The sequence below is a fragment of the Sphingomonas sp. CFBP8993 genome, from assembly GCF_034044895.1.
Classification (GTDB): domain Bacteria; phylum Pseudomonadota; class Alphaproteobacteria; order Sphingomonadales; family Sphingomonadaceae; genus Sphingomonas.
Genome location: NZ_JAXCWU010000006.1, coordinates 95,505 through 116,019, shown reverse-complemented (window position 1 = coordinate 116,019; position 20,515 = coordinate 95,505). Strand labels below are relative to the sequence as shown.

General features: G+C 66.6%; 18 protein-coding genes. 13 read left to right on the top strand and 5 right to left on the bottom strand.

The window, feature by feature from the left end; genetic code table 11:
- The first annotated feature begins 167 nt into the window (after positions 1-167).
- From lnt to SOM26_RS13625, 3 genes are all read left to right on the top strand, one after another.
- On the top strand, positions 168-1,706 hold the full coding sequence (gene lnt, locus SOM26_RS13635; RefSeq protein WP_320453276.1) for an apolipoprotein N-acyltransferase: 1,539 nt from the start codon (positions 168-170) through the stop codon (positions 1,704-1,706).
- Positions 1,707-1,747: 41 nt separating this feature from the next.
- A complete protein-coding gene (gene metK / locus SOM26_RS13630; RefSeq protein ID WP_320453275.1) occupies positions 1,748-2,947 on the top strand; it encodes a methionine adenosyltransferase in 1,200 nt (399 codons plus the stop codon).
- 132 nt (positions 2,948-3,079) lie between these two features.
- A complete protein-coding gene (locus SOM26_RS13625) occupies positions 3,080-3,880 on the top strand; it encodes a hypothetical protein (RefSeq protein ID WP_320453274.1) in 801 nt (266 codons plus the stop codon).
- A 4-nt stretch (positions 3,881-3,884) separates the two neighbouring features.
- On the opposite strand, the gene SOM26_RS13620 is transcribed toward SOM26_RS13625, so the two are convergent.
- Entirely contained in the window at positions 3,885-4,688 is an 804-nt protein-coding gene (locus tag SOM26_RS13620; RefSeq protein ID WP_320453273.1) for a formate/nitrite transporter family protein, read from the bottom strand.
- A gap of 65 nt (positions 4,689-4,753) precedes the next feature.
- On the opposite strand from SOM26_RS13620, the gene trmB reads away from it, so the two are divergent.
- Complete coding sequence (gene trmB, locus SOM26_RS13615) at positions 4,754-5,434, top strand: tRNA (guanine(46)-N(7))-methyltransferase TrmB (RefSeq protein WP_320453272.1); 681 nt, start codon at positions 4,754-4,756, stop codon at positions 5,432-5,434.
- A 17-nt stretch (positions 5,435-5,451) separates the two neighbouring features.
- Here the strand turns inward: trmB and SOM26_RS13610 are convergent, their stop codons facing one another.
- Positions 5,452-5,658: a hypothetical protein gene (locus SOM26_RS13610; protein ID WP_320453271.1), complete on the bottom strand. Its 207-nt coding sequence runs from the start codon at positions 5,656-5,658 to the stop codon at positions 5,452-5,454.
- Positions 5,659-5,823: 165 nt separating this feature from the next.
- Here SOM26_RS13610 and SOM26_RS13605 point away from each other — a divergent pair, with 165 nt between their 5' ends.
- Both SOM26_RS13605 and SOM26_RS13600 read left to right on the top strand, forming a co-directional pair.
- Positions 5,824-6,276, top strand: coding sequence for a hypothetical protein (locus tag SOM26_RS13605; protein WP_320453270.1), 453 nt, complete (start codon positions 5,824-5,826; stop codon positions 6,274-6,276).
- Positions 6,277-6,449: 173 nt separating this feature from the next.
- Positions 6,450-7,721, top strand: a complete 1,272-nt coding sequence (locus SOM26_RS13600; protein ID WP_320453269.1) for a methyltransferase family protein — start codon at positions 6,450-6,452, stop codon at positions 7,719-7,721.
- 56 nt (positions 7,722-7,777) lie between these two features.
- Here SOM26_RS13600 and SOM26_RS13595 read toward each other — a convergent pair whose 3' ends face one another.
- Together SOM26_RS13595 and SOM26_RS13590 are read right to left on the bottom strand one after the other, a co-directional pair.
- Positions 7,778-9,151, bottom strand: coding sequence for a glutamate--cysteine ligase (locus SOM26_RS13595; RefSeq protein ID WP_320453268.1), 1,374 nt, complete (start codon positions 9,149-9,151; stop codon positions 7,778-7,780).
- A gap of 45 nt (positions 9,152-9,196) precedes the next feature.
- Positions 9,197-9,940, bottom strand: coding sequence for a 16S rRNA (uracil(1498)-N(3))-methyltransferase (locus tag SOM26_RS13590; RefSeq protein WP_320453267.1), 744 nt, complete (start codon positions 9,938-9,940; stop codon positions 9,197-9,199).
- Positions 9,941-10,017: 77 nt separating this feature from the next.
- On the opposite strand from SOM26_RS13590, the gene ppk2 reads away from it, so the two are divergent.
- A complete protein-coding gene (gene ppk2, locus SOM26_RS13585; RefSeq protein ID WP_320453266.1) occupies positions 10,018-10,773 on the top strand; it encodes a polyphosphate kinase 2 in 756 nt (251 codons plus the stop codon).
- 92 nt (positions 10,774-10,865) lie between these two features.
- Positions 10,866-11,876, top strand: coding sequence for a glycosyltransferase (locus SOM26_RS13580; protein ID WP_320453265.1), 1,011 nt, complete (start codon positions 10,866-10,868; stop codon positions 11,874-11,876).
- Positions 11,877-11,936: 60 nt separating this feature from the next.
- Here SOM26_RS13580 and SOM26_RS13575 read toward each other — a convergent pair whose 3' ends face one another.
- The gene (locus SOM26_RS13575) at positions 11,937-12,146 is read right to left on the bottom strand and encodes a hypothetical protein (protein ID WP_320453264.1); all 210 of its coding nucleotides are present in this window, start codon (positions 12,144-12,146) and stop codon (positions 11,937-11,939) included.
- A 25-nt stretch (positions 12,147-12,171) separates the two neighbouring features.
- Between SOM26_RS13575 and ubiA the strand changes: the two genes are divergently transcribed.
- The 5 genes from ubiA (at position 12,172) to glgC (ending at position 20,510) form a co-directional block, all read left to right on the top strand.
- Positions 12,172-13,095, top strand: a complete 924-nt coding sequence (gene ubiA / locus SOM26_RS13570; RefSeq protein ID WP_320453263.1) for a 4-hydroxybenzoate octaprenyltransferase — start codon at positions 12,172-12,174, stop codon at positions 13,093-13,095.
- 88 nt (positions 13,096-13,183) lie between these two features.
- Complete coding sequence (locus SOM26_RS13565) at positions 13,184-14,494, top strand: Nramp family divalent metal transporter (RefSeq protein ID WP_320453262.1); 1,311 nt, start codon at positions 13,184-13,186, stop codon at positions 14,492-14,494.
- A gap of 92 nt (positions 14,495-14,586) precedes the next feature.
- A complete protein-coding gene (locus tag SOM26_RS13560; protein ID WP_320453261.1) occupies positions 14,587-17,019 on the top strand; it encodes a glycogen/starch/alpha-glucan phosphorylase in 2,433 nt (810 codons plus the stop codon).
- Entirely contained in the window at positions 17,016-19,169 is a 2,154-nt protein-coding gene (glgB, locus tag SOM26_RS13555) for a 1,4-alpha-glucan branching protein GlgB (protein WP_320453260.1), read from the top strand. Before SOM26_RS13560 ends, glgB begins: the two co-directional genes overlap by 4 nt.
- A gap of 78 nt (positions 19,170-19,247) precedes the next feature.
- A complete protein-coding gene (glgC, locus tag SOM26_RS13550; RefSeq protein ID WP_320453259.1) occupies positions 19,248-20,510 on the top strand; it encodes a glucose-1-phosphate adenylyltransferase in 1,263 nt (420 codons plus the stop codon).
- Positions 20,511-20,515: the final 5 nt, after the last annotated feature.

Sequence of the window (20,515 nt, the reverse complement as noted above, 5' to 3'; positions counted from 1 at the left end):
TTTTCCACCTCTTACCGATGGGAAAAGCCCTTCCACCATGCTGCGCATGGTCCCCCTCCCCAAGCTCTGCTTGGGGAGGGGGACCACCCGACAAAGCCGGGTGGTGGAGGGGCACGACCCCACATCCCGCATTGCTCCTGTCACAGGCCCGCGCCATAGCCGTGCGCGTGACCCGCTATCCTGCCCTGATCGCGCTGCTTGCCGGTGCCGTCGCCGCCTGTGGCTTTGCCCCGCTCGACCTCTGGCCGCTGTTGCTGCTCGGGCTGATCGTCCTTCTCGCGCTGGTGCAGGATGCCACCACCATCCGGGGTGCGATGTGGCGCGGCTGGGTGTTCGGGGTCGGGCATTTCACCGTCAACAACAACTGGTTCCAGCACGCCTTCGACTTCCAGGACAAGATGCCGCCGGTGCTGGGCTATTTCGCGGCAGTGGGGCTGGCTTTGTACCTCGCCGTCTTTCCGATGGCGGCGGCCGGTGTCGCCTGGCGGTTGCGCGGAAAGCGGCCCGATTCGGCCTATGTCCTGATCTTCGGCGCAGCCTGGATCGCGACCGAATATCTACGCGCGCGGTTGTTCACCGGCTATGCCTGGGACCCGCTGTCGGTCGCATGGCTGCCCGTCATCGGCGTGGCGCGGATAAGCGCGTTCGTCGGCACCTATGCGCTGTCGGGTCTGACCGTCGTGCTGGCGGGCGCGATCTGGCTGGCGCTGCGGCGACACTGGCAGCTGGCGGCGGTCATGGTCCCCGCAACCGCCCTCGCCGCGCTGTCCGCCCCTCTGACGCGCGCGGCCGAGCCCGCCGCCGACGCGCCGCTCGTCCGCGTGGTCCAGCCCAATGTCAGCCAGGACCAGCGCGGCGAGAGCGATGGTCCGCTGATGCTGCGGCGGCTGGTCGAATTGTCGGGACGCCCCGGCCCCCGTCCCCGGCTGGTCGTCTGGCCCGAAGGGGTGGTCCGCGACATGATCGAGGACGGCTATCCCGACTGGGCGTATCAGGGATTCAACTATGCACCGCCCTTCTGGACCCGCCGCCAGATCGCGAATGTGCTGGGCCCGCGCGATTCCGCGATGGTCGGCGGCACCGCGCTGATCTTTTCACCCGACCGCAACCGGGTGGCGAGCGCGACCAACAGCGTCTTCGCGATCGCCGCCGATGGGCGGATCAGCGGCCGCTACGACAAGGCGCATCTGGTGCCCTATGGCGAGTATCTGCCCATGCCGTGGCTGCTCAAGCCGCTGGGCCTGGCGCGCCTCGTGCCCGGCGACATGGACTTCACCCCCGGTCCCGGCCCGCGTTCGCTGCGCATCCCCGGCTTCGGTCCGGTCGGCGTCCAGCTCTGCTACGAGATCATCTTCTCCGGCCAGGTGGTGGACGAGGCGCATCGCCCGCGCCTGATCTTCAATCCGTCCAACGACGCGTGGTTCGGCCGCTGGGGCCCGCCGCAGCATCTGGCCCAGGCCAGGATGCGCGCGATCGAGGAGGGGTTGCCAATCATCCGCGCCACACCCACCGGCATCTCGGCGATCATCGCCGCCGACGGGCGCCTGATCGCGACCGTGCCTCACGAGACGGCGGGCGCGGCGCAAGCCCCCCTGCCCGCTGCGCTGCCGCCCACGGTCTTTTCGCGCCTGGGCAACATGATGGCGCTGGCCGTCGCCGCCGCGCTGGCCGCGATCGGCGTTGCCTTCCGCCGCCGTGGTCGCTAGGACCGATATAAAGCTATCTTTATATCCTTATGAGGACGGGAATGCGGAACTCGTACATCTTTACCTCGGAATCGGTTTCCGAAGGTCACCCCGACAAGGTCGCAGACCAGATCAGCGACGCGATCGTCGACCTGTTCCTGTCCAAGGATTCGGAAGCGCGCATCGCGTGCGAAACCCTGACCACCACCAACAAGGTCGTGCTGGCGGGTGAAATCCGTTGCAAGGGCGTGTTCGAGAACGACCAGTGGGCCGAAGGCGCGCTGGAGGAAATCGAGCAGACCGTGCGCGATACCGTCAAGCGGATCGGCTATGAGCAGTCGGGCTTCCACTGGCAGACCTTCGACTTCTCGAACAACCTGCATGCCCAGTCGGCGCACATCGCGATGGGCGTGGACGAGAGCGGCAACAAGGACGAAGGCGCCGGCGACCAGGGCATCATGTTCGGTTACGCGACCGACGAGACGCCCGGCCTGATGCCCGCGACCCTCTACTACAGCCACAAGATCCTGGAAAAGATGGCGGCCGACCGCCACTCCGGCGCGGCCCCCTTCCTGGAGCCCGACGCGAAGAGCCAGGTCACGCTGCAGTACGAGAACGGCGTGCCGGTCCGCGCGACCGCGATCGTCGTGTCGACCCAGCATTCCGCCGAGCTGTCGAACGAGGCGGGCCAGGCCAAGCTTCGCGACTATGTAAAGTCGGTGCTGACCGAGATCCTGCCGGAGGGCTGGCTGCCCGACGACAAGCACGTCTATGTCAACCCGACCGGCCTGTTCGAAATCGGCGGTCCGGACGGTGACGCGGGGCTCACCGGCCGCAAGATCATCGTCGACACCTATGGCGGCGCGGCCCCGCATGGCGGCGGCGCGTTCAGCGGCAAGGACCCGACCAAGGTCGATCGTTCGGCCGCCTATGTCGCGCGCTACCTCGCCAAGAACGTCGTCGCGGCGGGCCTGGCCAAGCGCTGCACCATCCAGCTGTCCTACGCGATCGGCGTCGCCGAGCCGCTGTCGGTCTATGTCGACCTGCACGGCACCGGCACCGTCGAGGAAGCCAAGCTGGAAGCGGCACTTCCCAAGCTCGTTCGCCTGACGCCCAAGGGCATTCGCGAACATCTGAAGTTGAACGCGCCGATCTATTCGAAGACCGCCGCTTATGGTCACTTCGGCCGCGAAGCCGAAGGCGCGCTGTTCACCTGGGAAAAGACCGACCTGGTCGAGCAGATCAAGGCCGCCGTCGCCTGATCCTGCCCCTTCGGTAAGGTATGAGACGCCCGTGCGGGGATATCCCCCGCGCGGGCGTTTTTCTTTGGTCCCGGGGGTTGCCCTATCGGACGCCGCCCGTCAGCCTTCCGTCACCTCGAAGGGGGGAGACGGATGATGTGGGCGATCGGTGCCGCCGCGCTGTTGACGATGACCGGCCAGGTGGCCACCGCACCGCAGGACCAGCGGTCCGAACAGAAGCGCCTGTCCGACGCCGCCCTTTATGGCGTGATGATCTACGCCTTCGACAAGGCCGCCTGGGTCAGCACCGACTCGCTGTTGGAGGTTATGCCGAGGGACCAGTTGGGCGGTCTTGGCGGCTATGTCATCGAACCGATCGACCGCGAAACGCTACGTGCGACCTATTACAGGGGCAATGCCGCGAGCGCGCAGGCCTTTTTCGTCGCCGATGTGCGCGGCGGGAAGGTGGTCCGCCACGAAATCCTGCCTCAGCCGGTGCCGCTGACGCCGACCCAGATGATCCTGGCCCGCGCCCGCGACATCGCCAGGGATGAGGCTGCGGCGAAAGGTTATCGTCCCTGCACCGCCGCGCCGTTCAACACGGTCGTCCTGCCTTCGGTCGATAACGGACCGGTCACCGTCTATTTGCTGTCAGCACAGGTGGCGAACACCCATTATATGATCGGTGGCAACTACCGCATCGCGATCGCGCCCAGCGGCCGCATCGTGAACACGCGGACGTTCAACACCAGTTGCATGAACCTCGCGCTGCCCGACCGGTCGAAGAACGAGCGGGTTACAGGACTCGTCGTGAACCATCTGCTCGATCCGGTGCCGACGGAAATTCACGTCTTTGCGTCCTACAGCGTCTTGGCACCCATCTTCGTCCTGACGCCCGACAAGCGGGTCTGGCAGGTGCGCGGCCGAGACATCACCTTGTTCAAGCAGCCTTGAGCCTCTATTCCCCCGCCTCGCCCTGCACCTGGCCATGGGCGAGGAGCGTGAACAGCCCCGCGCCGCCGACCAGATTGCCCAGGATCGCCGGGACCATCAGCCCGAACACTGCGCGCATGACCGAAACCTGGCCGGTGAACAGCAGCAGGAACGCCTCGTCCGCGCCGACCACCGAATGGCTGAACCCGGCAATCGCGATGACATAGGTGATCGCCAGGATGATCCAGAAGGCCTGGTTGCGGCCGTTGGGCAGGATCCAGGCGACCACCGCGATCAGGAACCCGGCCGGGATCGCGTTGATGAAGGTGCCCCACCCGTCCAGTTCCAGGATACCCGCCGACACCGCGACCATCGCCTCGCGAATCTCGGCGTTGCCCAGCACACCGGCGGCGACCATGCCCGCCGCCAGGGCGGTGCCGATCAGGTTGGCGAGCAGCACGATGCCCCAGAGTCGCAATGTCCGCCCGAGCGCCCAGGTCGACGGCCGGGTCACCAGCGGCAGCATCGCGGTGATGGTGCTTTCGGTGAACAACTGCATCCGCCCCAGGATCACGACCAGAAAGCCGATCGGATAGCCGAGCGCGGCCACCAGCTCGCGCCACGGCGCCTCGGGCAGTCGCGCATGCAGGGCCCCCTCGGCGATCAGCGAGCCATGGATGGCAAGCCCCGCCGCCAGGCCCGACCAGAACAGCGCGCCTGCGGGCCGGTCGAGCTCGCTTTCCCCCGCCTCGCGAACTGCGCGGTGGAGATCCTTGGCATCGGGCGCCTTTTGCGCCTTGCCGGCCGTGGGGGGAGTTTCGTTGTCCATACTGTCCGGGGCAACGAGCGGCCTCACCCTTGGCTCCCTCCACGACCCGCGCTAAGGGCCCGGCGATGAACGATCCGACGACGATCCGCCGCCTCTATGGTCGGCGACAGGGCCACAAGCTGCGCCAGGGCCAGGCCGCCTTGGTCGAGGACATGCTGCCGGGCCTCAGCGTGCCGGAGGACGGTCCGCTCGACGCCATGCGCCTGTTCGGCGACGATCGCCCGCTTCAGGTCGAGATCGGCTTCGGCGCGGGCGAACATCTGGCCGGGCAGGCCGAAGCCGCGCCGGGCACCGGCTTTATCGGGTGCGAGCCGTTCCTGAACGGCGTGGTCGGTGCGCTAGGCCATATCCGTGACCGCGAGCTGACCAATGTCCGCCTGCACATGGGCGACGCGCTGGAGGTGATCGAACGGCTGCCCGATGCCAGCCTGACCCGCGTCTATCTGCTCCATCCCGATCCCTGGCCCAAGGCCCGCCACGCCAAGCGGCGGATGATGAACCACGGCCCGCTCGACACGATCGCGCGCAAGCTGAAGAGCGGCGGCGAATTCCGGCTGGGCACCGACGACCCGACCTATTGCCATTGGTCGATGATGATCATGAACGGGCGAGAGGATTTCACCTGGCAGGCGCGCACCCCACAGGATTTCCTGACCCGCCCGGCCGACTGGCCCGAGACGCGCTACGAACGCAAGGCCCGGCGTCAGGGGCATGAAGTGTGGTATTTCCGGTATATCCGCCAATAGGCCCGTGGCGGCGCAGGTCAGGCCCCCAGGCTGGCGGGACGCATGTCGAACCGTCCGGCCAGGCCCGACATGGGCGGCGGCGGCATCAGGTTGCGGCGGGCCAGTTCGCCGCTGATCGCGGCGATATCGTCGCGATCGACCGCGCCGGTCGCCATGGCATAGGCCGCCAACAAGGTCTGATCGTCCATATACTCGATCAGGTCGGGGTCTAGCATCGGGTTCATCCTGTCCTCGCGTCTTCTATCATCCGGGTTGATAACCAGCAGAATGTCCGCAGGTTGCCTGACCGGCGCGATCAATTTTCCCGTCGATCTCCATGGCAATCGCACTGGCCGTGCCCGGCATCGCCGCTATAGACAGCCGCCTTTGCATTGGCGGGGAAGGCGAACATGGTCGATGACAGTTGGGGCGTGACGCCCGCCAGGGGTGGTTTGCGGGTCCGCACGAACGACACGCTGGAGGAACGCGCCGCCGCCCGCGCACGGGCGCGCGAGGCGCGGGCCGGCGAACGCGAGGCGCTGATGGCCAACCGGCTGGAGGCGCGCGCGGCCAATCGCGAGCGTGACATCGCGGCACGCGAGGCCGAGCGCACTGCCCGGCGCGAGGCCGAAACCGCCGCCGCCGCGAAAGACCCCCATGCCGCCGCCGCCAAGCGCCACCGGACCTCGGGCCGCAAGGACGTGGTGCGCGAACAGCGGGACACGCGCGGCTATGCGACGCTGGTCGACGAGGAGCGGATCCGCGAACTGGCCAAGCGCGGCGCGTCGCTCGGCGGCCTCGCCGCGGCATTCGGGATCACCGTCGAGGAAATCGCGCAGGTGCTGGCTGCGGAGACGGAGTGAACCTCGATCCTTCCCGGTACGGGGAGGTGGCAGGGCACGAGCCCTGACGGAGGGGGGGCTTCTACACAGCACGCCCCCTCCACCAGCTTCGCTGGTCCCCCTCCCCGTGCCGGGGAGGATTGTGAGGCCGCCTAACGCCTTGCTTACCGAAATACGCTAAGGCCCCCTATTCCATGGCCGTTCCTCTCTCCCCGCCCGTTCGCCCGCCGCGCCCCGCCTCCGCCGTGAGCCACGGCGTCGGGCTGGTCGGGATCATCGGATCATTGGGCTGGATCGCCTTTGCGCGGTGGCGGCATCTCGACGGCCCCTATGCTTCGCTCGTCCATCTGTTGTGCGCGGGCGTGCCGATGCTGCTGTGGTCGATCCTTGTCGACCGGGTTCACCGCCATGATTCGACCGGGATCGATTGGGCCCATCCCCGCCCCTTGCGCGAGACGCTGGACATCAGCCTGACGAAGCTGGCCGGATATTGGGCGACCTTTGCCGGGATCGCGCTGATCTTCGCGACCGGGCGTTTCTATTGGCAGGGCATCTTCGCCTTTGCAATGTGGTGCCTGGGCTGGATCGCCCCGGTGCTGTTCCTGCTGTCGATCCCCTATGTGATCTGGCTCGACCGGCGGCTGGTCGAGCCGAAGGACGGCGCGTGGATGCTGGGCGCGTGGCTGACCGGGCAGCCCGGCGTCGATCGGCAAGCGATCTTTGCGCATCTGCGGTCCTGGGCCGTCAAGGCGTTCTTCCTGCCCTTCATGCTGGGTGTGGTGCCGGGCGGGTTCGCGATGTTCGTGCGTGGCGACCTGTCCGTCGTGCTGCGCGATCCGGTGGCGCTGGCCAACTGGCTGATCACGCTGATGTTCCTGATCGACGTGGCCTTTGCGACGATCGGATACATGCTGACGATGCGGCCGCTCGATGCGCATATCCGGTCGGCCAACCCCTATGCGGCGGGCTGGGCGGCGGCGCTGATCTGCTATCCGCCGACGATCCTGATGGGTGACAACGGCCCGCTCAACTACCGGCCGGGGACAGCCGAGTGGAGTTACTGGTTCGCGGGGCATCCGATCATCCTGGCCGCGATCGGGGCGGTGCTGGTGCTGCTCACCGCCATCTATGCCTGGTCGACGGTGGCGTTCGGCATCCGCTTTTCCAACCTGACCCACCGGGGTATCCTGACCCACGGGCCCTATGCGGTGTCGCGGCATCCCGCCTATCTGTCGAAGAACCTGTTCTGGTGGATCGCGACCATCCCGATCCTGTCGACGGGGACCTGGGTGGATGCCGCGCGCAGCACGCTGCTGCTGGGGGTGGTCAGCGGGATTTATTACTGGCGGGCGCGGACGGAGGAGCGGCACCTCTCGGCCGATCCGGGATACCGAGAATATTACGACTGGATGGCGCGATACGGACTGGTGCCGCGATTCGTCCGGTGGGTTCTTGGGCGGGGATAATCCCTTGGCCTTCGACGTCGCTCAGGCTGAGCGGAGTCGAAGGCCACGCGAAGACTTCAGAAGCTTGCCTCGCCGTAAACCCGCGAGATATCGCCGCCCCACTCGCCATGATAGCGGTCGAGCAGCACCTGCGCGGGCACCTTGCCCGAGCGGACGATCTCGCGCAGCGGATCGAGGAAGCCGGTCTCGTTATCCCCAGCCCCGTTCACCCGCGCCCGCGCCGCGAGCCCCGCATGGGCGATGTCCAGCACTTCGCCGGCAATGTCGTGAAGCCGCCCGCCGCCCGGCAACGGCGCATCCAGCGCCAGTTCGGGCACCGCGTCGCGCAACGCCTGCCGATCGGCCAGCGACCAGTTCTTGACCAGGTCCCACGCCGCATCCAGCGCGCCATTCTCATACAGCAGCCCGACCCAGAGCGCGGGCAGCGCACAGATGCGGTTCCACGGGCCGCCATCGGCGCCGCGCATCTCCAGGAAGGTCTTGAGCCGCACCTCGGGGAAGGCGGTCGACAGATGGTCGTTCCAGTCGTCGATCGTCGGCAGTTCGCCCGGCAGGACCGACAGTTCGCCCTTCAGGAAGTCGCGGAACGACAGGCCCGCCGCGTCGATATACTTGCCGTCGCGATAGACGAAGTACATCGGCACATCGAGCGCATAGTCGGCGTACCGCTCATAGCCGAAGCCGTCCTCGAACACGAAGGGCAACATGCCGGTGCGCGCGGGGTCGGTATCCGACCAGATATGGCTGCGGAAGGACAGCATCCCGTTGGGCTTGCCCTCGGTAAAGGGCGAGTTGGCGAACAGCGCGGTCGCCAGCGGCTGGAGCGCCAGGCCGACGCGGAACTTCTTCACCATGTCCGCCTCGGACGCGTAATCCAGGTTCACCTGGATGGTCGAGGTCCGCAGCATCATGTCGAGGCCCAGCGAGCCGACGCGCGGCATATGGCGCAGCATGATCGCATAGCGGCCCTTGGGCATGATCGGCAGCTCGGCGCGGGTCTTGTCCGGCCACATGCCCAGGCCCAGGAAGCCCAGGCCCAGCGTGTCGCCCGCGGCCTTTACCTGGGTCAGGTGACGCCCCGTCTCGGCACAGGTCTGGTGCAGATTGTCGAGCGGCGCGCCCGACAGTTCGAACTGGCCCGCGGGCTCCAGGCTGACCGAACCGTCGGCACCGGTCAGCGCGATGACGTTGCCGCCCTCGATCACCGGCTCCCAGCCATAGGGCTCCAACTCGCCCAACAATGCACGGATGCCAGAGGCTTCGTCGTAGGACGGCGCGTGATGGTCGCCCAGCGCATAGACGAACTTCTCGTGCTCGGTGCCTATCCGCCAGCGATCGCTGGGTTTTTCGCCGCGCGCAAAGCTGGCGACCAACTGGTCGCGTGATTCGATGATGGCGCCCTTGGCAGTGTTCGCGGTCTTGGTGCTCATGAACCGCGCCTTACGCGGGCGCGGGCGCTCGCGCCATAGGGTGAATCAATGCCAATCGCCCGCCGCCGCCATCCACAGCGACACCGCCGCCGCCGCCGCCGTGTCGGCGCGCAGGATGCGCGGGCCCAGGCCGATGCCGATGGCGGACGGGTGCGCGCGGATCGCCTCGCGCTCCTCGGTATCGAAGCCGCCCTCGGGGCCGATCAGGATCGCCGCCGGGCCCTTGTGGGCACGCATCGCCTCAAGCGCGGGCGCGCCGCCGGTTTCGTCGGCGAAGAACAGCGCGCGCTCCGTCGGCCAGTCGCGCAAGGCCGCCGCCAGCTTCACCGGCTCGGCCACCTCCGGCAGCGCGGTACGGCCGCATTGTTCGGCCGCCTCGATCATGTGCGCGCGGAGGCGTTCGGTGTTGGGTTTGTCGACCACGGTGCGGCGGGTGACGACCGGCACCAGGCGCGCGACACCCAGCTCGCACGCCTTTTCCGCCAGCCAGTCGACCCGGCCCTTCTTGAGGGGTGCGGCGCACAGCCACAGATCGGGCACCGCTTCGCGCGCGCGCAACAGCTCGGTCACGTCGAGCGTCAGGTCCCGCTTGTCGACCGATGCCGCGACGCCCAGCCATTCGCCGGTGCGATCGTCGAACAGCTTGACCGGATCGCCGACCTTGGTGCGCATCACCGAGACGAGATAGTGCGCAGCCGCTCCATCGATGCGGATCGGCCCTTCGGCCAGCGGCTGGTCGACGAACAGGCGGGGCGTGGATTGCGGCGGCCAGGCGGGGGTAGCGGGCATGGGCCTTCGCTTACACGGGTCGCGCGCCGCTTGCCACTTTTGCGATTTCGGGCGTTCCTCCGGCCAAGGAGGTAACGATGGCGAAACATTATCACGAGGAGTTGGAGGCGCTGCAACTGGCGCTGGTCCGCACACAGATGGCGATGGCAGGTTCCGAAGAGCGCGTCGTCATCGTGCTCGAGGGCCGCGACGGGGCGGGCAAGGACGGCACGATCAAGCGGATCACCGAGCATCTGTCGGTCCGCGCGACTCGCGTCGTCGCGCTTCCCAAGCCGTCCGACCGCGAACGCACGCAATGGTATTTCCAGCGTTACGCAACCCATCTGCCCGCCGCGGGCGAGATCGTGATCTTCAACCGCAGCTGGTACAACCGCGCGGGCGTCGAGGTGGTCATGGGCTTCTCGACCGGGGCCGAGCAGGAAGCCTTCCTGCGCGACGCCCCAGATTTCGAGCGGATGCTGGTCGAAAGCGGCATTCGGCTGGTCAAGCTGTGGCTAGACATCTCGAAAAAGGAACAGGGCGAGCGGCTGGAGGCCAGGCGGACCGATCCGTTGAAGGCGCTGAAGGTGTCCGACATGGACAAGGTCGCGCAGGCGAAATGGGCCGATTATTCGGCGGCGCGCGACACGATGCTGACCCGCACCCACACCCCCTTCGCGCCGTGGCATGTCGTGCGCGCCGACGACAAGAAGGATGCCCGCATCGCGATCATGCGCCATGTCCTGCACCGCATCGCCCCGTCCGACATCGCCGACGACGTGAAGGCGCCCGACCCGGACATCCTCTTTCCGTTCGAAATGGCGGCGCTGGAGGATGGACGACTGGCAAAATAGTGCGCGCGTTCAGACTTTCATAACCATCATGCGCTCTAACGCGAGGGGCCATCGTATCCAGCGCTGGCCCCTCACAGGTGAAAGTCGCGCGCGTGACACGCAATGCCATCGAGATCGCCGCCGTGCTGATCGTCCGTAACGAAGAGCGCTGCATCGCGCGCTGCCTGAACAGCGTCGCGCCGTGGGTCGACCGGATGGTCGTGCTCGATACCGGGTCGACCGACGATACGGTCGGAATCGCGCGGGAACTGGGGGCCGAGGTGCATCATCTGCCCTGGCCCGACAGCTTTGCCGAGGCGCGCAACCAGGCGCTGCAACTGGCCGATGCCGATTGGAACCTGGTGATCGACGCCGACGAGTGGATCATCGCCGGCGGCGAATCCTTGCGCGCCTGGTGCGAATCGGCGACCGACCTGCTGGGATGTCCCTGCATCCATAACGAAACGGAGACCGGGGCCGTCCAGCGTAGCTGGATCACCCGGCTGGTGCCGCGCGGCGTCCATTACGAAGGGCGCGTGCGCGAACAATTCATATCCCCCCTGCCCCGCCAGCGAATCGCGCTCGATATCGGGCATGACGGCGATCTTGCCCCCCAGCTGGCGCGCAAGAAGGATCGTTACCACCCGCTCCTGCTCGCCGATCTTGCCGACCGGCCGGACGACGCGTATCTGCTCTATCAGGTCGGCAAGGACGCGCAGATGCGGGGCGATCATCCGTCCGCCTGCGACTATTATGCGCAGGCGCTGGACGCGAGCCCGCTGGACGCGAACTGGCGGCACGACCTGGTCATCAACGCGCTGCATATGTTCGCCCATGCCGGGCATCTGCAGACGGCGCTGACGGTTGCGGAAAGCGAAATGCCGCATTGGCAGAAATCGCCCGATTTCTATTTCGCGATGGGTGACCTGTTCCTGAAAGCCGCCACGGCCGAGCCGCAACGCGCACTCGACCATTGGCTGCCGCTGGCCGAGGGCGCCTGGGAGCGCTGCCTCGTCATCGGCGAGCGCCCCGACCTGGAGGGCAGCGTCCCGGGTCGCGGCAGCCATCTGGCACGGCATAACCTGGAAGTTCTCCGGTCGCAGCTGGCGACACTGGCGGCATAGGAGCGATCGTCGAGCCCCAAAATCCTTCCCTTGCAGGGGAGCAATGAACGCCGACCCGGCCTAGCGCCGCCGCCGGATCAGCCACCAGGCGAACGCCAGCGCCAGCATGGCGACCAGCACCGCCCCGCCGATCATCCCGGCGACGCGCAGGATCGCCCAGAACAGCGCCTCGACGAAACGGCCGACCGCAACCGACAGGCCGATCATGGGACGAGGCTGGGGCGCGAGGACACGGGCGCGACGATAGCCGCGAACGTACTTGCGCGCCACGGGGCGTCCCCATAGGCCGGAAGCCATGACCAGCGAGCCCATTCCCGTCGAGATCGTACCCGATAGCGAGCATAAGGGGCTGGTCGGGCGGCTGCCGCCCCGTTTGCGCGGTCTGGCCCTGCTGGCACGGCTCGACCGGCCGATCGGCTGGTGGCTGCTGTTCTGGCCCGGCGTCTGGGCGATCGCGCTGGCGGGCGGGCTGCCCGATCGCTGGCCACTGGTGCTGTGGTTCCTGCTCGGCTCGATCGCGATGCGGGGCGCGGGGTGCGTATTCAACGACATCATCGACCGCGACCTGGACGCGCGCGTCGCACGGACACGGGCGCGGCCGATCCCGTCGGGACTGGTCTCGGTCAAGCTGGCGGCGATCTGGCTGGTCGCCCTCTGCCTGATCGGGCTGGTCGTGCTGGTCCAGTTGCATACGCTGGCGGCGATCGTGGCGCTCGCCAGCCTGGCGCCGGTTGCCGCCTATCCCTTCATGAAGCGGATCACCTGGTGGCCACAGGCCTGGCTGGGCATGGTGTTCAGCTGGGCTGCCTTGGTCGGCTGGGCCGAGGTGGCGGGGGAACTCTCGACGCCGCTGTGGCTGCTCTATGCCGGGTCGATCGCCTGGGTGATCGGATACGACACCATCTATGCGCTGCAGGACCGCGAGGACGATGCGATGATCGGCGTGCGATCCTCGGCGCTGCGCATGGGGACCCATGTGAAGCCGGGCGTCGGCGCATTCTATGCGGTGGCGCTGCTGTGCTGGGCGGGGGCGATCTGGCTGGTGCGACCCGATCCGTTGGCGGTCGCGGCGCTGCTGCCAGTGGCGCTGCATCTGGGCTGGCAGGTGGTGACGTTGCAGCCGGATGACGGTGCGGGCGCGCTGCACCGGTTCCGGTCGAACCGGTTTGCCGGGCTGCTGATGGCGCTGGCGTGCGCGGTGGTAGGGTCGTCCCTGTAAATCCTTTCCTGCAAGGGGAGGAATTGGGGCACGCCGCAACGCTTTGCCGGGTTGTCGCGTTTCGCAAACTCCGTCACATCAAAGGCCGATGACCGTAGCCACGCCCGCCACCCGCTCGCTTGCCGAAAGCCATCGTTCGATCGCCATTCCGGAGGGTGCGTCCTTCCTGCGGCGATTGTTCGCCTTTGCCGGACCCGGCTATCTGGTCGCGGTCGGCTATATGGACCCCGGCAACTGGGCGACCGACATCGCGGGCGGCTCCGCCTATGGCTATGCGCTGCTGTCGGTCATCCTGCTGTCCAACATCATGGCGATGATCCTGCAGGCGCTGTCGGCGCGGCTGGGCATCGCCGCCGGGCTGGACCTGGCGCAGGCGTGTCGCGCCGCCTATTCCAAGCCGGTTTCGCGCATCCTGTGGCTGCTCTGCGAGATCGCGATCATCGCCTGCGACCTGGCCGAGGTGCTGGGCACCGCCATCGCGTTGCAACTGCTGTTCGACCTGCCGCTGGTCTGGGGCGTGCTGATCACCGGGTTCGACGTCTTCCTGATCCTTGCGCTCCAGCGTTACGGGTTCCGCAAGATCGAAGCGTTCATCATCGCCCTCCTGCTGATCATCGGCGGCTGTTTCCTCTATGAACTGATCGCCTCGCGCCCCGATGCCGGGGCGGTCATGGCGGGCTTCATCCCCACGACGCGGATCGTGACCGACCCGGCGATGCTCTACATCGCGATCGGCATCCTCGGCGCGACGGTGATGCCGCACAATCTCTATCTCCATTCCTCGGTGGTGCAGACCCGCGCCTTCGGCCTGACCACCGAGGGCAAGCGCGACGCGATCAAGATGGCGACGATCGACAGCACGGTGGCGCTGTTCTTCGCCTTCTTCATCAACGCCGCGATCCTGATCGTCGCCGCCGCCACCTTCCACGTCGCCGGGCGTACCGACGTGGCCGAGATCGACCAGGCATACCGGCTGCTCGCCCCGATGCTGGGCGCGGGCGCGGCCAGCGTGGTGTTCGGCGTGGCGCTGCTCGCCTCGGGCCAGAATTCGACCGTGACGGGGACGCTGGCCGGTCAGATCGTGATGGAGGGCTTCCTCGACCTGCGCCTCGCCCCCTGGCTGCGGCGGCTGATCACGCGCGGGCTGGCGATCGTTCCCGCCGTGCTGGTCGTCGGCGCCAGCGGTCAGGCGGGCGCGACGAAGCTTCTGGTGCTCAGCCAGGTGATCCTCAGTCTGCAACTGCCCTTCGCGGTGGTGCCGCTGGTCCGCTTCACCGCCAGCAAGACGATCATGGGCCCCTTTGCCAGTCCGGCTTGGCTGCGGGTCCTGGCCTGGATCATCGCGGCCGTGATTATCGGGCTGAACCTGACCCTGTTATGGGGTCTGGCGACGGGCTGATCCTTTCTCGCATATGCGAAGGAATGCCGCGTGACTTCATCCTTCGCGCGGCTAAGCTGGGCGGGACTGGACCGACAGGGACGCCCGAATCAATGACGACCACCATCACCACTTTGCACGTCGACGACACCGGGCCGCTGGCCGATGCCATTGTCGATACGCTGGTGCACCGGATCGGCAAGGATGCCGCCAATGCCCGTCGCCACGACTGGCTGGCCGCCACCATCCTGACCGTCCGCAACGACATTATCGAGCGGTGGATGGCCTCCACCCGCGAAGCCCATGCGGCGGGGGCCAAGCGAGTTTACTATCTCAGCCTGGAGTTCCTGATCGGCCGCCTGCTGCGCGACGCGCTGTCCAACATGGGCGTGATGGCGCAGGTGGCGGGCGCGCTCCAGAGCCTGGGCGTCGATCTTGCCGAACTGGAGGAGATCGAACCCGATGCCGCGCTGGGCAATGGTGGCCTCGGGCGACTGGCGGCGTGTTTCATGGAGAGCCTCGCCAGCCTCGACCTGCCCGCCTATGGCTATGGCATTCGTTATGTGAACGGCATGTTCCGCCAGCGGATCGACGATGGCTGGCAGGTCGAACTGCCCGAAACCTGGCTCAGCCACGGCAATCCCTGGGAGTTCGAGCGTCGTGAGAGCGCCTATTTCGTCGGCTTCGGCGGCGAGGTGATCGGGACGGAGACGGGCGCGGTCCACTGGAAACCCGCCGAGGCGGTCGAGGCGGTGGCGGTCGATACCCCCGTCGTCGGCTGGCGTGGCAAGCGGGTCAACACGCTGCGCCTGTGGACCGCGCAGGCGATCGACCCCATCCAGCTCGATCGGTTCAACGCGGGCGACTATACCGGCGCACTGGCCGGACAGATGGCGGCCGAGACGCTGGTCCGCGTCCTCTACCCCTCCGACAGTTCGCCCGCGGGCCAGGAATTGCGGCTGCGTCAGGAATATTTCTTCTCCTCCGCCTCGCTCCAGGACATCGTCCGGCGGCATATCCAGTATTTCCACGATATCCGGACGCTGGCCGACAAGGCGGCGATCCAGCTGAACGACACCCACCCCGCCGTCTCGGTCGCCGAGCTGATGCGTCTGCTGGTCGATCACCACGATCTCGGTTTCGACCAGGCGTGGGACATCACCCGCCGGACCTTCGGCTATACCAATCACACGCTGCTGCCCGAGGCGCTGGAAAGCTGGCCGCTCCACCTGTTCGAACGGTTGCTGCCGCGTCACATGCAGCTGATCTATGCGATCAACGCCAAGCTGCTGCGCGAGGCGCGCGCCGTCGAGGGGATGGACGACCGCGCCATCGCCGCGATCAGCCTGATCGACGAGAGCGGCGAGCGGCGGGTGCGCATGGCGAACCTGGCCTTTGCGGGCAGCCACAGCGTCAACGGCGTGGCCGCGCTGCATACCGAATTGATGAAGAAGACGGTGTTTGCCGACCTTCACCGCCTCTATCCCACGCGGATCAACAACAAGACCAACGGCATTACGCCGCGCCGCTGGTTGCAGCAATGCAATCCACAGCTGACCGCGCTGATCCGCGAGACGATCGGGCCAGGTTTCGAGGATGACGCGGAAAAGCTGATAGCGCTCACGGATTTTGCGCAGGACGCGAATTTCCGGGAACGCTTTCTCAGCATCAAACGTTCCAACAAGGTGGGGCTGGCAAATTACCTTCGGGAATCGACGGGACTTCGGGTAGACCCCGATGCGTTGTTCGACGTCCAGATCAAGCGTATCCACGAATATAAGCGCCAGCTGCTCAACATCATCGAGACCGTGGCGCTTTACGATCAGATCCGCAGCCATCCCGAACGCGACTGGACGCCGCGCGTCAAGCTGTTCGCCGGCAAGGCCGCATCAAGCTATCATAACGCCAAGCTGGTCATCAAACTGGCCAATGATGTCGCCCGCCGCGTCAACTCCGACCCCAGTGTCGGCCATCTGCTGAAGGTCGGGTTCATTCCGAACTATAATGTCAGCCTGGCCGAGAAGATCATCCCCGCCGCCGATCTGTCCGAACAGATCTCGACCGCGGGCATGGAGGCGTCGGGCACCGGCAACATGAAGTTCGCGCTGAACGGCGCACTGACCATCGGTACGCTCGACGGCGCCAATGTCGAGATCAAGGAGCATGTCGGCGACGATCATATCGTCATCTTCGGCCTGACCGCAGACGAGGTCGCCGCCAAGCGCCGCGACGGCTACAACCCGCGCGACGTGATCGAGGGCAGCCCGGAACTGCGCCAGGCCGTGTCCGCCATCGCCTCGGGCGTGTTCTCGCCCGACGATCCCGGTCGTTATGCGGCCCTCATGGGCGGGCTGTATGACGGCGACTGGTTCATGGTCGCGGCCGATTTCGATGCCTATGCCGCCGCGCAGCGCCAGGTCGACACCCGCTGGCAGGACCAGGCGGGCTGGGCGACCTCGGCCATCCACAATGTCGCGAAAGTCGGATGGTTCTCCTCCGATCGCACCATTCGGCAATATGCCGAGGAAATCTGGAACGTGATGTGAAGCCACCCCGTGCCGCTCTGGACGCCCTGGTCGAGGGCCGCAACGCCGATCCCTTCGCGTTGCTGGGACCTCATGAGGGGCCGGGCGGCACGTTCCTGCGGGCGCTGGTGCCGGGGGCGGAGACGGTCACCGTCTTCGACCTGTCCGGCAAGTCGCTGGGCGACCTGGAGAGTGTCGACGCACGCGGCCTGTTCGAGGGGGCGGTCGACGGTCCGGTCCAGCCGGTCAAATATCATGCGCGCGGGTCGGGGGCGGAATGGTGGATCACCGATCCCTACAGCTTCGGCCCCGTGCTCGGGCCCCTCGACGATTTCCTGATGGGCGAAGGCAATCACTTCCGCCTCTATGACAAGATGGGTGCGCACCTGATCGAGCATCAGGGCGTGGCGGGCGTGCACTTCGCCGTCTGGGCCCCCAATGCCGAGCGGGTGGCCGTGGTCGGCGACTTCAACGACTGGAATCCCGGCCGCCACGTCATGCGCTGCCGCCTGGATGTCGGGGTGTGGGAAATCTTCATCCCCGATATCGGTGAGGGGCGCGCATACAAGTTCGCGATCACCGGCCCGCACGGGTCCGAACAGCCGATGAAGGCCGACCCCTTCGCCTTCGCCGCCGAGCTGCGCCCCAAGACCGCCTCGATCACCACCGCGCCGCCCGCCCATGTCTGGAAGGACGCGTCGCACCGCGAGCATTGGGCGAAGATCGATCCCCGTCGCGTGCCGATCAGCATCTACGAGGTTCATGCCGGGTCGTGGGACCGCGACGAGAATGGCTGGTATCTCAGCTGGGATGCGCTGGCCGACCGGCTGATCCCCTATGTCGTCGAGATGGGCTTTACCCATATCGAATTCCTGCCCATCTCCGAACATCCATACGACCCGAGCTGGGGCTATCAGACGACCGGCCTGTATGCGCCGTCCGCGCGCTTCGGTGATGTCGAGGGGTTTTCGCGCTTCGTCGACGGGGCGCACCGCGCCGGGGTGGGCGTGATCCTCGACTGGGTCCCTGCCCACTTCCCCACCGACGCGCATGGCCTGTCGCATTTCGACGGCACCGCGCTCTACGAGCATGAGGACCCGCGCCAGGGTTTCCACCCCGACTGGAACACCGCCATCTACAATTTCGGGCGGCGCGAGGTTTCGAGCTTTCTGGTCAACAACGCGCTGTTCTGGCCCGAGCGTTATCATATCGACGGCCTGCGCGTGGATGCCGTCGCCTCGATGCTCTACCGCGATTACAGCCGCAAGGACGGCGAGTGGGTGCCCAACGAACAGGGCGGGCGCGAGAATTGGGAAGCGGTCGAGTTCCTCCGCCAGGTCAACCGCCAGGTTTATGGCCAGCATCCCGGCGTCTTCACCGTGGCGGAGGAATCCACCGCCTGGCCCGGCGTCTCCGCCCCCGCGCATGACGGTGGCTTGGGCTTCGGGTTCAAGTGGAACATGGGCTTCATGCACGACACGCTCCAGTACATGGCGCGCGAGCCGGTGCATCGGCGGCACCACCATGGCGAGATCCTGTTCGGCCTGCATTACGCCTTCGACGAGAATTTCGTCCTGCCGCTCAGCCATGACGAGGTGGTGCACGGCAAGGGTAGCCTGCTGACCAAGATGGCGGGCGACGACTGGCAGAAATTCGCCAATCTGCGCGCCTATTATGCCTTCATGTGGGCCTATCCGGGCAAGAAGCTGCTGTTCATGGGCCAGGAATTCGCCCAGCGCGAGGAATGGTCGGAGGATCGCGCGCTCGACTGGCATCTGCGGTGCAGCCATGCGCATGAGGGCGTCCGCTCGCTGGTCCGCGACCTGAACCACCTTTACCGCGACACGCCCGCCCTCCATGCCCGCGATTGCGAGCGTGAAGGCTTCGAATGGCTGGTCGCCGACGACAGCGCGCATTCGGTCTTCGCCTGGCTGCGCAAGGCACCCGGCGAGAATCCGGTGGCGGTCATCGTCAACATGACCCCGGTCGCCCGCGCGCCCTATCGCCTGCCGCTGCCGCAGGACGGCCGCTGGACCGAGGTGCTGAACTCGGACGCAGCCCAATATTGGGGATCGGGCCTGGGCAATATGGGCGGGGTGGATGCGGTCGACGGTGCGGCCTGGGTGACGCTGCCGCCGCTGGCCACCGTCATCCTGCGCTTCGACGGCTGACCCGACTTCGCACTTTTACGAAAATACCAACGCCTTGCCTGCGCGTTGCGACACTGACAGACGGATGGGAGACGGACGATGGACCTGAGGCGCGGACAACCGCTGGCGCGCGATGCCATGGCCTATGTGCTGGCGGGCGGCCGTGGCAGTCGCCTGATGGAACTGACCGATACCCGCGCCAAGCCCGCCGTCTATTTCGGCGGCAAGGCGCGGATCATCGACTTCGCCCTGTCCAACGCGATCAACTCGGGCATCCGCCGCATCGGCGTGGCGACCCAGTACAAGGCGCACTCGCTGATCCGCCACCTCCAGCGCGGCTGGAACTTCCTGCGCGACGAACGCAACGAGAGCTTCGACATCCTGCCCGCCAGCCAGCGGATCAGCGAATTCCAATGGTATGAGGGCACCGCCGACGCGGTGTTCCAGAATATCGACATCATCGAAAGCTATGCGCCCGAATTCATGGTCATCCTGGCAGGCGATCACGTCTACAAGATGGACTATGAACTGATGCTCCAGCAGCATGTCGACAGTGGTGCCGACGTCACCGTCGCCTGTCTGGAAGTGTCGCGCGAGGAAGCCAGCGCGTTCGGCGTCATGCATGTCGACGAGACCGACCGCATCGTCGATTTTGTCGAGAAACCCGCCGATCCGCCCTCCATCCCCGGCAATCCGGGCGTGTCGCTCGCGTCGCTGGGCATCTATGTCTTCCGAACCGCCTTCCTGTTCGAACAGCTGCGCCGCGACGCCGCCACGCCCGGTTCCGCCCGTGACTTCGGCAAGGACATCATCCCCTATCTGGTCGAGCATGGCAAAGCGCAGGCGCATCGCTTCTCCGCCTCCTGCGTCCGCTCGGACGACGAACCGGGTGCCTATTGGCGCGATGTCGGCACCGTCGATGCCTATTGGGAGGCCAGCCTCGACCTGACCGACGTGGTGCCGCAGCTCGACCTCTACGACCGTAGCTGGCCGCTATGGACCTATGCCGAGATCACGCCGCCCGCCAAGTTCGTCCATGACGTCGAGGGACGGCGCGGGTCGGCGGTGGCCAGCCTGATCGCGGGCGACTGCATCGTGTCGGGATCGTCGATCAACCGCTCGCTGCTGTCGACCGGCGTGCGCACGCACAGCTTTGCGTCGCTCCACGAGGCGGTCGTCCTGCCCTTCTGCCATATCGGCCGCGGCGCGCAGTTGCGGCGGGTGATCCTCGATCGCGGCGTCAGGATTCCCGACGGGCTGGTGGTGGGCGAAGACCCCGTGCTCGACGGCCATCGGTTCCGCCGTACCGACAAGGGCATCTGCCTGATCACCCAGCCGATGATCGACCGTCTGGCCAACTGAAAGTC

Excerpts from the sequence above, each read along its gene's own strand:
- metK (WP_320453275.1), top strand. The coding sequence starts at position 1,748 with ATGCGGAACTCGTACATCTTTACCTCGGAATCGGTTTCCGAAGGTCAC.
- SOM26_RS13625 (WP_320453274.1), top strand. The coding sequence starts at position 3,080 with ATGATGTGGGCGATCGGTGCCGCCGCGCTGTTGACGATGACCGGCCAG.
- SOM26_RS13620 (WP_320453273.1), bottom strand. The coding sequence starts at position 4,688 with ATGGACAACGAAACTCCCCCCACGGCCGGCAAGGCGCAAAAGGCGCCC.
- trmB (WP_320453272.1), top strand. The coding sequence starts at position 4,754 with ATGAACGATCCGACGACGATCCGCCGCCTCTATGGTCGGCGACAGGGC.
- SOM26_RS13610 (WP_320453271.1), bottom strand. The coding sequence starts at position 5,658 with ATGAACCCGATGCTAGACCCCGACCTGATCGAGTATATGGACGATCAG.
- SOM26_RS13605 (WP_320453270.1), top strand. The coding sequence starts at position 5,824 with ATGGTCGATGACAGTTGGGGCGTGACGCCCGCCAGGGGTGGTTTGCGG.
- SOM26_RS13600 (WP_320453269.1), top strand. The coding sequence starts at position 6,450 with ATGGCCGTTCCTCTCTCCCCGCCCGTTCGCCCGCCGCGCCCCGCCTCC.
- SOM26_RS13595 (WP_320453268.1), bottom strand. The coding sequence starts at position 9,151 with ATGAGCACCAAGACCGCGAACACTGCCAAGGGCGCCATCATCGAATCA.
- SOM26_RS13590 (WP_320453267.1), bottom strand. The coding sequence starts at position 9,940 with ATGCCCGCTACCCCCGCCTGGCCGCCGCAATCCACGCCCCGCCTGTTC.
- ppk2 (WP_320453266.1), top strand. The coding sequence starts at position 10,018 with ATGGCGAAACATTATCACGAGGAGTTGGAGGCGCTGCAACTGGCGCTG.
- ubiA (WP_320453263.1), top strand. The coding sequence starts at position 12,172 with ATGACCAGCGAGCCCATTCCCGTCGAGATCGTACCCGATAGCGAGCAT.
- SOM26_RS13565 (WP_320453262.1), top strand. The coding sequence starts at position 13,184 with ATGACCGTAGCCACGCCCGCCACCCGCTCGCTTGCCGAAAGCCATCGT.
- SOM26_RS13560 (WP_320453261.1), top strand. The coding sequence starts at position 14,587 with ATGACGACCACCATCACCACTTTGCACGTCGACGACACCGGGCCGCTG.
- glgC (WP_320453259.1), top strand. The coding sequence starts at position 19,248 with ATGGACCTGAGGCGCGGACAACCGCTGGCGCGCGATGCCATGGCCTAT.